Origin of the sequence: Thermobacillus xylanilyticus (assembly GCF_907165215.1) — a bacterium.
Taxonomy (GTDB): domain Bacteria; phylum Bacillota; class Bacilli; order Paenibacillales; family Paenibacillaceae; genus Thermobacillus; species Thermobacillus xylanilyticus.
This window is the reverse complement of record NZ_CAJRAY010000090.1, coordinates 1-10,574: the sequence shown is the minus strand read 5'-3', so window position 1 is coordinate 10,574 and position 10,574 is coordinate 1. Positions and strand designations below refer to the sequence as shown.

The 10,574-nt window shown below is 60.4% G+C and carries 14 protein-coding genes; 12 read left to right on the top strand and 2 right to left on the bottom strand.

Annotated features, from left to right (window positions below; translation table 11 throughout):
• Positions 1–323 precede the first annotated feature (323 nt).
• The 6 genes from rplM to KJQ12_RS17035 all read left to right on the top strand — a co-directional run bounded on the left by rplM (position 324) and on the right by KJQ12_RS17035 (position 5,461).
• Positions 324–761, top strand: coding sequence for a 50S ribosomal protein L13 (rplM, locus tag KJQ12_RS17060; RefSeq protein WP_015253319.1), 438 nt, complete (start codon positions 324–326; stop codon positions 759–761).
• A gap of 21 nt (positions 762–782) precedes the next feature.
• Positions 783–1,175: a 30S ribosomal protein S9 gene (gene rpsI / locus KJQ12_RS17055; RefSeq protein ID WP_015253320.1), complete on the top strand. Its 393-nt coding sequence runs from the start codon at positions 783–785 to the stop codon at positions 1,173–1,175.
• A gap of 182 nt (positions 1,176–1,357) precedes the next feature.
• Positions 1,358–2,050 carry a phosphoadenylyl-sulfate reductase gene (locus tag KJQ12_RS17050; RefSeq protein WP_213486336.1) on the top strand — a complete coding sequence of 231 codons (693 nt, stop codon included), beginning with the start codon at positions 1,358–1,360 and terminating at the stop codon, positions 2,048–2,050.
• An 89-nt stretch (positions 2,051–2,139) separates the two neighbouring features.
• A complete protein-coding gene (gene sat / locus KJQ12_RS17045; protein ID WP_213486334.1) occupies positions 2,140–3,306 on the top strand; it encodes a sulfate adenylyltransferase in 1,167 nt (388 codons plus the stop codon).
• Positions 3,307–3,438: 132 nt separating this feature from the next.
• Entirely contained in the window at positions 3,439–4,278 is an 840-nt protein-coding gene (gene cwlD / locus KJQ12_RS17040; RefSeq protein ID WP_213486332.1) for an N-acetylmuramoyl-L-alanine amidase CwlD, read from the top strand.
• Between the two features lie 106 nt (positions 4,279–4,384).
• Positions 4,385–5,461, top strand: a complete 1,077-nt coding sequence (locus tag KJQ12_RS17035; protein ID WP_213486330.1) for an Mrp/NBP35 family ATP-binding protein — start codon at positions 4,385–4,387, stop codon at positions 5,459–5,461.
• Between the two features lie 30 nt (positions 5,462–5,491).
• On the opposite strand, the gene gerD is transcribed toward KJQ12_RS17035, so the two are convergent.
• A complete protein-coding gene (gerD, locus tag KJQ12_RS17030) occupies positions 5,492–6,184 on the bottom strand; it encodes a spore germination lipoprotein GerD (protein WP_213486328.1) in 693 nt (230 codons plus the stop codon).
• Positions 6,185–6,312: 128 nt separating this feature from the next.
• On the opposite strand from gerD, the gene KJQ12_RS17025 reads away from it, so the two are divergent.
• Positions 6,313–6,939, top strand: coding sequence for a KinB-signaling pathway activation protein (locus tag KJQ12_RS17025; protein WP_015253326.1), 627 nt, complete (start codon positions 6,313–6,315; stop codon positions 6,937–6,939).
• Positions 6,940–6,951: 12 nt separating this feature from the next.
• Here the strand turns inward: KJQ12_RS17025 and pdaB are convergent, their stop codons facing one another.
• Positions 6,952–7,752 (bottom strand): polysaccharide deacetylase family sporulation protein PdaB, encoded by an 801-nt coding sequence (gene pdaB / locus KJQ12_RS17020; protein ID WP_213486326.1) that lies wholly within the window; start codon positions 7,750–7,752, stop codon positions 6,952–6,954.
• A gap of 126 nt (positions 7,753–7,878) precedes the next feature.
• On the opposite strand from pdaB, the gene KJQ12_RS17015 reads away from it, so the two are divergent.
• The 5 genes from KJQ12_RS17015 (at position 7,879) to KJQ12_RS16995 (ending at position 10,291) form a co-directional block, all read left to right on the top strand.
• Positions 7,879–8,490, top strand: coding sequence for a stage II sporulation protein M (locus tag KJQ12_RS17015; RefSeq protein ID WP_213486324.1), 612 nt, complete (start codon positions 7,879–7,881; stop codon positions 8,488–8,490).
• 165 nt (positions 8,491–8,655) lie between these two features.
• On the top strand, positions 8,656–8,877 hold the full coding sequence (locus KJQ12_RS17010) for a hypothetical protein (RefSeq protein ID WP_015253329.1): 222 nt from the start codon (positions 8,656–8,658) through the stop codon (positions 8,875–8,877).
• A gap of 132 nt (positions 8,878–9,009) precedes the next feature.
• Positions 9,010–9,450 (top strand): VOC family protein, encoded by a 441-nt coding sequence (locus tag KJQ12_RS17005; RefSeq protein WP_213486321.1) that lies wholly within the window; start codon positions 9,010–9,012, stop codon positions 9,448–9,450.
• Positions 9,451–9,539: 89 nt separating this feature from the next.
• Positions 9,540–9,800 (top strand): AraC family transcriptional regulator N-terminal domain-containing protein, encoded by a 261-nt coding sequence (locus tag KJQ12_RS17000; RefSeq protein WP_213486319.1) that lies wholly within the window; start codon positions 9,540–9,542, stop codon positions 9,798–9,800.
• A gap of 257 nt (positions 9,801–10,057) precedes the next feature.
• Entirely contained in the window at positions 10,058–10,291 is a 234-nt protein-coding gene (locus tag KJQ12_RS16995; RefSeq protein ID WP_213486312.1) for a hypothetical protein, read from the top strand.
• Positions 10,292–10,574 lie beyond the last annotated feature (283 nt).

The window sequence follows — 10,574 nt, the reverse complement described above, 5'->3', positions numbered from 1 at the left end:
TTCGGGGTTCGCGTTCCAAGCATCTTAAATGACTGCCCACGCTAGCTTGACACTGACAATGAAACAATAGGCCTTGCAGAGCAAGACATCCTATAGTAGAATATAACTTGTGCTTTCTTGGTGGCTATCCCACGGCCCCGGCCAAGAGAGAACGCTTGTTTTCGCATGTTCTACGCAGCAATGGCATGTGATCGCGGCGCGGTCCCGACGCCATTTCGGGTACGCCCCGCAACGTTGACACGAACTGACATACCGGATACGAAATTTGGAATAGACGGCAAGCCGCGCTCTCGGGCGCGCAGCAATCGGAGGAGGACATAAGCATGCGTACTACGTACATGGCCAAGCCGAACGAAGTCGAACGCAAATGGTACGTCATCGACGCGGCAGGCCAGACGCTCGGCCGTCTGGCGAGCGAAGCGGCCGCACTGATCCGCGGCAAGCACAAGCCGCAATTCACGCCGCATGTGGACACGGGCGATTTCGTCATCATCGTGAATGCGGACAAGGTGCATCTGACCGGCAAGAAGCTGCAGAAGAAGAAATACTATCGTCACTCGGGATACCCGGGCGGACTGAAAGTGACGACGGCAGGCGACATGCTGAAGAACAACCCGGCTCGCATGGTCGAGCTCGCCGTGCACGGCATGCTGCCGAAGAACCGGCTTGGCGAAAGACTCAAGCTGAAGCTGAAAGTGTATGCGGGTCCGGAGCATCCGCATCAGGCGCAGAATCCGCAAGTCTACGAACTGAAGGGTTAATTCCTAAGGGAGGACAGGTTCATGGCTCAAGTACAATACTACGGAACCGGCCGCCGCAAAACGTCGACCGCGCGCGTCCGCCTCGTGCCGGGCGAAGGCCGCATCATCGTCAACAAGCGCGACCTGGATTCGTATTTCGGCCAAGAGACGCTGAAGCTGATCGTCAAGCAGCCGCTGGCGCTCACCGATACGCTGAACAAATATGACGTCATCGTCATCGCCAACGGCGGCGGCACGACCGGTCAAGCCGGCGCCATCCGCCACGGCATTGCACGCGCCCTGCTGAAAGCCGATCCGGAATTCCGGCCGGCGCTGAAGCGCGCAGGGTTCCTGACGCGCGATCCGCGCATGAAAGAACGGAAGAAATACGGTCTCAAAGCGGCACGCCGCGCGCCTCAATTCTCGAAGCGCTGAGCAACCGCCGCATACGAAGCCTCTCCGGCCTCCGGAGAGGCTTTTTTGTATTCAAGAATGGATAAACATGCGCAAAAGCATCGGTTTGAACAATATCCGCAGTTGTCGTTTTACGCTAACCATCATATACTAGAGTTAAAGCATAGAAAAGAACTAGGAATGCTGAGTGGAGGTACGGACGAATGAATCTGCTCGAGAAAGAAGCGCTGATAGCCGAAAAGGCGGTGAGCCTGGAGCACGAATCCCCGGAGGCGATCCTGAAGTTTGCCGTCGAGACGTTCCCGAATATTGCGTTCGCCTGCAGTTTCGGGGCGGAAGATGTCGTCCTCGTCGACATGCTGCAGAAGATCAGCCCGCAGACCGACATTTTCTATCTGGATACGGATTTCCACTTCAAAGAAACGTACGAGACGCGCGACCGGCTGGAGCAGAAGTACGGCAAGAAGTTCATCCAGGTGAAGCCGGAACTGACGCCGGAGGAACAGGCGGCCAAGTACGGCGAGGAGCTGTGGAAATCGGATCCGAACAAGTGCTGCAATCTGCGCAAGGTGGAGCCGCTCTCGAAGTTTCTGGCCGGCTATGAAGCCTGGATCACCGGTATCCGCCGCGATCAGGCGCCGACCCGCGCGAACGCGAAGAAGATTGAATACGATGCGAAATTCGGCCTCGTGAAGTTCAATCCGCTCGCAAGCTGGACGTCGGACGATGTCTGGAATTACATCCGCGCGAACGATGTCATTTACAACCCGCTGCACGACCAGAACTATCCGAGCATCGGCTGCGCGTACTGCACGCGTCCGGTCATGCCGGGCGAAGATCCGCGCGCGGGCCGCTGGGCCGGCACGGACAAGACGGAGTGCGGGCTGCACAAATAAGACAGACACACTTGAAACCGACACGTTCCGGAGCGTGCGCCGGATCACCGGAGCGCTTCGGCATATTCAAGCAGGGAGGAACCGACGGCATGAGCATTAAGCCACACGGCGGCACATTGGTGAGCCGCATCGCGGAAGCAAGCGAGCGTGAGCGGCTGCTTGCCGAAGCGGGCAAGCTTCCGGTCATACCGGTGAGCACCTGGACGATCTCCGATCTGGATCTGATCGGCGTGGGCGCGTTCTCGCCGCTCACGGGCTTCATGACGCAGGAAGATTACGAGAGCGTCGTGGAAAATATGCGGCTCGCGAGCGGGCTGGTCTGGAGCATCCCGATCACGCTGGCGGTCGAGCCGGAGCTGGCGGCGAAGCTGGGCAAGGGAAGCCGCGCCGCGCTGAAGGGCGAAGACGGCGTCATTTACGGCATCATCGACATCGAGAGCATCTATACCGTCGACCAGAAGCGTGAGGCGGTGAAGGTGTTCAAGACCGACGATCCCGCGCATCCGGGCGTCGCAAAGCTGTTCGAACGGCCGAACGTCTACGTCGGCGGGCCGGTCACGGTGCTGAACCGGCCGCAGCCGGAGAAGTTCCGGGAGTTTTATTTCGATCCGGCGGAGACGCGGCGCATCTTCGCCGAGAAGGGCTGGAAGACGGTCGTCGGGTTCCAGACGCGCAACCCGGTCCACCGCGCGCATGAATATATTCAGAAGTGCGCGATGGAGATCGTCGACGGGCTGTTCCTCAATCCGCTCGTCGGCGAGACGAAATCGGACGATGTGCCGGCCGAAGTGCGGATGAAGAGCTATCTGGCGCTGCTCGAGCACTATTATCCGAAGGACCGCGTCTTCCTCGGCGTCTTCCCGGCCGCGATGCGCTACGCCGGCCCCCGGGAAGCGGTCTTCCATGCGATCGTGCGCAAAAATTACGGCTGCACCCACTTCATCGTCGGCCGCGACCATGCCGGCGTGGGCGACTACTACGGCACGTATGAAGCGCAGGATCTCCTGAAGACGTTCAAGCCGGAAGATCTGGGGATTACGCCGCTTTATTTTGAACACAGCTTCTTCTGCAAGAAATGCGGCAGCATGGCGTCGCCCAAGACGTGCCCGCACGGCAAGGAGGATCACGTGGCGCTGTCCGGCACGAAGGTGCGCGAGATGCTGAGAAGCGGCATCTGCCCGCCGCCGGAATTCTCGCGGCCGGAAGTGGCGCGCATTCTGATCGAAGGGATGGCCGTGCAGCCGGCGCAGTCCTGAACCGAATCCACTTGGCATGGCTTGTTCATAAATAACCGCCTCGTCCCATATAGTGTATGGACGCCGGATCACGCCTCAAGGAGGGCGCCGGCCGGACATGCGCGAAAGCGGGACTGGGGTGGTTATTTGTCTATGCGGCGCTCAAGAAGACGGATGGTCATCTGGATCCCTTACCGGAGCGTGCTGCGCCTCGCCGCAGGCGCGGCCTGCGCGCTGCTGGTCGTCTTTCTGCTCCTGCAGGATACCCCCGCAACGCAGACATGGACGTATTGGACGCTGCCGCTCTCGGGCAAAACGATCGTGGTGGATGCGGGACACGGCGGCGTGGACGGCGGCGCGGTCAGCAAGCGGGGCGCCGTGGAGAAGGATCTCAATCTGGCGATTGCGCTGTATTTGCGCGACTATTTGCAGCAGGCGGGCGCGCTGGTCATCATGACGCGCGAGGACGACCGGGACCTGGCCGACGAGGGGACGAGGGGCTTCAGCCGCCGCAAGACCGAGGATTTGATGCGGCGGGTGGAGCTGATTCGCAGGGAGAAGCCCGATCTTGTCGTCAGCATTCACATGAACAGCATCCCGTCGCCGCGCTGGCATGGCGCGCAGACGTTCTACTATCCGAATCATCCCGACAACGCCGAGCTCGCCGCGCTGATCCAGGACGAAATCCGGCGCAATCTCGAGAACACGAACCGCAGCGCCGGCAAAGTGAATGAAGTGTTTCTGCTGAAGGCGATCGAGGATATTCCGAGCGTGCTCGTCGAGGTGGGCTTCCTGTCGAATCCGCAGGAGGCCGGCAGGCTGACCGATCCCGAGTACCAGCGGGCGGCGGCGGCCAGCATCTATCAGGGCATCCTGCGGTACGTCTCCGGTGAGCGCATCGGCGCGCGCAGGACGGAAAGAAGCGAAGGGCCGGAAGATGCGGCGGAAGCCGCCGGATCGTACGAGCCGGAGAAGAGGGCGGCATCCGGCTGACCGCTTCCGGCCTGATGTTCGGAGCGCGTTGTGGTATAATAAGCTCGGTTTGGTGAAAATCAGTACGGATTACGGACAATCGGTACGGGATACGAGGTGCAGCGCAGTGTTGACACGCGAACAGGTATTGGAAGCGGTCGGCCGGGTGAAACGGCCGGGCGGTGAAGGCGGACCGGGCATCGCGGTCCGCGATGTCGTGGTGAAGGACCGTCATGTGTCGATGACGGTCCTCACCCCGAGCGGGGAGCCGGAGGCCCCGCTCGAAGCGGCGCTGCGCGAAGCGCTCGCCGCCGTCGGCGCGGAAACCGTGCATCTGCGGTTCCGGGCAGACGGCGGCGGCAGCGGAGCGGGCGGCGCCGCGCAAGGGGCCGGCGCGGGCCCGGTCAAGGGCCACGCGGCCGGCCTGGAGGCGCACCCGCTGCTCCGGCCGGACAGCGGGGTGCAGTTCATCGCCATCGCCAGCGGCAAGGGCGGCGTCGGCAAATCGACGGTGACCGTCAATCTGGCCGCCGCCCTCGCGCGGCTCGGCAAGCGCGTCGGCATCATCGACGCCGACATCTACGGCTTCAGCGTGCCCGACATGATGGGCATCGAGGAGCGCCCGGCCGTCGAGAACGAGCGCATCGTGCCGATCGAGCGGTTCGGCGTCAAGGTAATGTCGATGGGCTTCTTCGTCGAAGACAACAGCCCGGTCGTCTGGCGCGGGCCGATGCTCGGCCGGATGCTGCGTAATTTCTTCGCCGAGGTGGAATGGGGCGAGCTCGACTATATGCTGCTCGACCTGCCGCCGGGCACCGGCGACGTCGCGCTCGACATCCATCAGATGATCCCGCAGAGCAAGGAGATCATCGTGACGACGCCGCACGCCACCGCGGCGTTCGTCGCGGCGCGCGCCGGCGCCATGGCGGTCAAGACCAAGCATGACATTCTCGGCGTCATCGAGAACATGTCGTACTACATCTGCCCTTCATGCGGCGGGCGGGATTACGTCTTCGGCCGGGGCGGCGGCGCCCGGCTGGCCGAGACGCTGCATACGGATCTGCTCGCCCAGATCCCGCTCGGCGCGCCGGACAACCATCCGTCCGAACCGGATTTCTCGCCGTCCGTCTACAAACCGGATACGGAGACCGGTCGGATCTATACGGAAGCCGCTCAGGCGATCATCGCCAAGTGCGGCGTCTGAGAAACGAATCGACGCGGAAGGCAGCTCACGTCAGCTGCCTTCCGCGTCGCCTTCTCCGGCTTCGGCTTCGCCGCTGTCCTCGCCTTCCGATTCGCCGCTTTCGCCGCCGCCTTCCTGTCCTTCCTGTTTCTTCGCGCCGGATACATTCTTCGGATTCAGCTCTTCCCGCACGGCCTGACGCAGCAGTTCATACATCTGCAGCTTGATCATCGGACTCTGGAGCGACTCCTGCATGATCGTCACGATTCTTTTGCGGTAGTTCGTGCTGCTCAAAGCATCCAGAATGACCTTCTCCATCTCCGGTCCCTTGAAGACGGAGACCAGATCCTGCTGGTAGGACGGGTCCTTGAGCAGTTCCTTGTGGATCTGCTTGTTCTCCTTGTTGACGGCCTTCGCGAATTCGCCGGCGAAGCGGGTGTCCGTCATCAGCTCTTCGAGCACGGTTCTGGCGTCGGGCGACAGGAGCACTTCCTTGATCGCCAGCTTGATGTTCTCCTGATCCGTCGCGGAGAGCATCTGGAAACCGCCCGTGCCGGTGATGCGGGACTGCTCCTGCAGCGCCTTCTGGGCGTCCTCCGTCTTCAAGATGTCGATGACCATCTGTTTCATGTCCCGGTATTCGATGGACTGACCGCCGCCTCCGGAAGGTTCCGCACCGCAGCCGGCGAGCAATGCGACCAAACAGGATATCATGAGAGCGGACATCAGCAGCCGCTTCACCATCGGAGCCACGACTCCCTTCGCGCGTTGCAATGTCTGTGCGCACTATTATGTGACGTCGCTTGCGGCTTTATCCTGTTGATTTTGCTCCGGTCATGGTAAAATGAGTTGAAGCAGAGGAGGCTTTGCGAATGACACTCAGAAAATGGTTCTTTCTGTTCTGGAGCTGCATGGCGATCGGAGGCGCGGTCGCGGTTGTGGCAGGTCTGATCATGCAGTGGACGGATCCTTCGTTCGGATTTCTCGGAATTGAGGCATCCGGGTTCAATGCGGGCATGATGCTGCTGAGCGGCGTGATGATCGGCGCATTCAGCCAGATGGGCTTTTTCGCGTATCTGACGCTTAACTACATCGCGCTCAGCATTTTCCGCAAGGGATATTTGTGGAACACGCTGCAAGCCTATACGACGGTTTTCATGCTCTTCCTGTTCGGGTACATCCTGTATGAACAGCGGGCGCAGCTCGGGAACGTGATGTTCTGGCTGCTGCCGGTGCTGCTGTTCGCCGGCGCCTGGGCGGTCGGCGTCATCAAAGTGAAGAAGACGAACCGGCTGGCGTTCATTCCGACGCTCTTCCTGATGGTCGCCGTCACGGTGCTTGAAGCCTGGCCGAGCCTGAACACCGAGGGCGGCGCATCGGCCGTCATTTTCATGATGGTGCCGCTGTTCGCCTGCAATGCATACCAGATTCTGATGCTGCACCGGCTCGTGAAGACGGAAGAGACCGAAACCACGCAGAGCGCGGATTCGGTCTCCTGAAGCCGCTGCAAATTACATCTCCATCGGTGCCTGAGGCTCGGAAGGTGCCATGCCGGGCCGGTCCTGCACCGATTTGCCCTGCACTTCGGTCTGGGCCAGCAGCCGGGAGACGGAGACGAAGGTGTAGCCTTTCTCCCGGAGCTGGTCGATGATGACCGGCAGCGCCTCGTGCGTCTGCTTGCTGGAATCGCTGGCGTGCATCAGGATGATGTCGCCGGGGTGGGCGCGCGAGACGACGCGGCGGATGATCTTCTCCGTGCCGATGTTCATCCAGTCGAGCGAATCGGTATCCCATTGGATGACCGTGTAGCCGAGCTCGCTGGCAATCTGCAGCACCCGCTTGTCGAAATCGCCGTTCGGCATCCGGATCAGCCGCGGCCGCTTGCCGGTGACGGAGGCGATGATCGATTCGGCGGTCCGGATCTGGCTGCGGATTTCGTCGTCGCTCATCTTCGTGTAAAAATCGTGTTTATGTCCGTGGCTGCCGATCTCGAAGCCGGCGTCCATGATCTTCTTCACGATCTCGGGATGGGATTGCACCCAGGGCGAGGAGAGGAAGAAGGTCGCTTCCTTGACGCCTTTTTCCTTCAGGACTTCGATGATCGGCTCCGCGCGTTTGTCGCCCCAGCTGATGTCGAACGTCAGGGCGACGATCTTCTGCTCCGTCGGCACGCTGTACACCGCGGCGGGCATCTGCGGCGCGAACACGGTGATGTTGTCCTTCTCGGTGTAGATGACGCCGGCGGCAAGCAGCAGGCCTGCTACGGCCCATATGTACCGTTTGAGCTTGCGTCCGTTCAGTACATAGAACACGTTCCATCTCCTCCCGCGGTCGGATTGCAAGCCGGACAGGTCGGGCTTGGCCTATTGGTACAATGTATGCTCGTCTCATGAAGTTATGCTCCCGAAAACGAAAGCGGGATTGCGGAAGGAGTCGTCATGTTCAATCTGCGTGCGAATCTGGCTTATATGGCCGGCATGCGGCCGTACCTGGTCATGGCGGTCATGCTGTTCTTCGCCGGGGTCATTGTCGGCGGCACGAATCCGTCGCTCCGCGACTTTCTGGACAGCCAGCTGGCCGGGCTGGCGGAACTGAGCAAGATGGCGGAGTCGGCGGAGAATCCCGGTCTGGCCGTTTTTCTGATCATCTTCTTCAACAATGCGATCAAATCGGCGCTCGTCATGTACATGGGCGCGCTGTTCGGCTTCATCCCGGTGGTGTTTCTCATCGTCAACGGCATGGTGCTCGGCTATCTCTATACGCGGCTCGGCGAACAGGGCGAGAACGCCGCGCTGATCTTTCTGAAAGGCGTTCTGCCGCACGGCATCCTCGAGATTCCGGCCGTCCTGCTGGCGTGCGCCTTCGGCATGAAGTTCGGCGGCCTCGTCTTCCGGACGCTGGGTGCCCTGTTCAAACGGCGGAGCGGACTGGCCGACGAATACGAAGCGTTCGTCATTCGCTCGGTGCCGGCGCTGCTCGTGATCGTCGCCGCGCTGCTGGCGGCCGCCCTCATCGAGAGCACGGTGACGGTGTGGCTGATTTCGCTGTAAGGCTGTTGCAGTTCCGGTAATATTTTTCGTCAAGACTGCGCATAACAGTACAAGCGGCAGACCTTGCGCATCCGCGCAGAGGCGCCGCTTCTGCAGGGGCATCGCTGCCTGCGGAATGCAAGTATCCGGGACGGCGACGGTTTTGGCAAGGAAGGAGGTCCGTTCATGCTTGGGATGCTGCTGACGGACAGAGAATGCAAGGAACTGGATTATGTGCTCCGCAAGGAACTGGACGAAATGCTGCTGGATCTGCAGGATACGCGCCTGGATGCCGAAATCAGGCAGTCGATCGCCAGACGCTATCGGGTGGTCTTCCGCATGTACGCCCGGTTCGCTTCCCCCAAGGAATTGTCCCGCTACGTGCTGAACATCCGTACGGATTCGTAAACGGCCGGAGGAACCGCGAGCGGCGGTATGAGGGCGTCAGAAAAAAAATCATGCCTTGACCGATGAATTTGGCTTTGCGGATTCGTCTGCATATGTGAAAACCCAAAAAGCAAAAGGGAGAGGCGATGAATCATGGCACTGACGTCCAAACAAATTTACGTGAACCTGCACGTGAAAGATGTAAAGCGGTCGATGGCGTTCTTCACCGGACTCGGATTCGAGTTTGACATGCGGTTCACGGACGAAAAGCAGGCGGCTTGTCTGGTCGTCGGCGAGAATATCTATGTGATGCTGCTCCAGGAAGAATACCTGAAGACGTTCACGAAGAAGGAAGTCGTCGACACCAGCAAGTATGCGCAGCTTACCCTCGCGATCGCGGCCGAAAGCCGGGAGCAGGTTGACGAAATCGTCAACAAGGCGGTGTCTCTGGGCGGAAAAACGTACACCGATCCGCAAGACCACGGTTTCATGTATCAATGGGGATTCTATGACCCGGACGGCCATGTCTGGGAGGTCGGGTACATGGACATGAGCGCTTTCGAGCAAATGATGCAAGAACAAGGACAGGCGTAACATTAGAATCGGAAAGCGGCATCAGACCGCCGCATTCAAACGTGACTCCCGGGAGGGGGTCCTTTTCTTTGTAACCTTGGCTATAAAACATGAGGAACAGAACGCTCAGTCTGATCCTTGACCATACGCCGCATGAAGGGGTGTTCAAAACGCGCATCCCCGGCCTGTATGTCAGCCGATTCACACAGCCGTCCGCAAGCCAGGTGAAAACCTTCTACATGCCTTCGCTGGCGATGGCGGTGCAAGGCGAAAAAGCGATCGCGATGGGGCGGGAGACGTTTCCGTTCGGCGCGTCGCAGATGTTCGCGTTTCACGTGGCCATGTATATGCCTTCTTTGAAGTCCATTTGACGAGGGAGCCGTTCGGATTGACTTCCCAGGGGCTTATGCAGGTGAGAATCGCCGGGCGGCGCTGGCGCCGTTCGCCGGGCGGCTGGCAGCGAAATTCGGCTTGCTGCGGGTGCTGCAAGCCGGCTTGGCGCTTGCAGCCCTGGGACTGGGAGCGGCCGGATTCAGTTCGAGTCTGCCCGTGCTGGTTTTGATGAGCATTGTCTACATCGCCGGCATATCCCTCACGATTCCGACCATGATTTCGCTCGTGGGCATGCTTGCGGGAGATCGGCGGGGCGCGGCCGTCGCTCGCGCTGTTCATCGGAGCGTCGGCCGGGCTGCTGATCGCGGTGTATCTGACGAGGACTTCAAACGGCGGCTTGGCTCTTGAAGCGCTGGCGGCGCTGCTGCTTCTGGCGTTCGGGTTGACCAGGCTGCTCAAAGCGCACGTTCCGGCGTCCGAGATGTCCGGCCGGAATCCGGATGCGGAAAGGCGGCGCGTCCCCTCCTGAACGGCGTTGGACGGGCCGGCCGCGCGCGGCTCCTGCCGGCTCGTTCCGTTCCCGATAAGCCGCATTCAAAAAGTCCTTGACGGACGCTCCGCGGCTGTGGTAAATTTACTATCCGGTCGGGATGATTCGCGAACAGCCGACAGGCGGCGAGACCCGGCGACAGTTCATGCAGGTATGCGATGAGGCAAAATTGGAAATAAAAACTTGTTGCAAACCCCTGATGAACTGTGATATATTATAAAAGTCGCCGCTGAAACGGCGGACGACGAAGATGGTTCCTTGA

Excerpts from the sequence above, each read along its gene's own strand:
- KJQ12_RS17025 (WP_015253326.1), top strand. The coding sequence starts at position 6,313 with ATGACACTCAGAAAATGGTTCTTTCTGTTCTGGAGCTGCATGGCGATC.
- KJQ12_RS17010 (WP_015253329.1), top strand. The coding sequence starts at position 8,656 with ATGCTTGGGATGCTGCTGACGGACAGAGAATGCAAGGAACTGGATTAT.
- KJQ12_RS17005 (WP_213486321.1), top strand. The coding sequence starts at position 9,010 with ATGGCACTGACGTCCAAACAAATTTACGTGAACCTGCACGTGAAAGAT.
- cwlD (WP_213486332.1), top strand. The coding sequence starts at position 3,439 with ATGCGGCGCTCAAGAAGACGGATGGTCATCTGGATCCCTTACCGGAGC.
- KJQ12_RS17015 (WP_213486324.1), top strand. The coding sequence starts at position 7,879 with ATGTTCAATCTGCGTGCGAATCTGGCTTATATGGCCGGCATGCGGCCG.
- KJQ12_RS17000 (WP_213486319.1), top strand. The coding sequence starts at position 9,540 with ATGAGGAACAGAACGCTCAGTCTGATCCTTGACCATACGCCGCATGAA.
- rplM (WP_015253319.1), top strand. The coding sequence starts at position 324 with ATGCGTACTACGTACATGGCCAAGCCGAACGAAGTCGAACGCAAATGG.
- KJQ12_RS17050 (WP_213486336.1), top strand. The coding sequence starts at position 1,358 with ATGAATCTGCTCGAGAAAGAAGCGCTGATAGCCGAAAAGGCGGTGAGC.
- rpsI (WP_015253320.1), top strand. The coding sequence starts at position 783 with ATGGCTCAAGTACAATACTACGGAACCGGCCGCCGCAAAACGTCGACC.
- sat (WP_213486334.1), top strand. The coding sequence starts at position 2,140 with ATGAGCATTAAGCCACACGGCGGCACATTGGTGAGCCGCATCGCGGAA.
- gerD (WP_213486328.1), bottom strand. The coding sequence starts at position 6,184 with ATGGTGAAGCGGCTGCTGATGTCCGCTCTCATGATATCCTGTTTGGTC.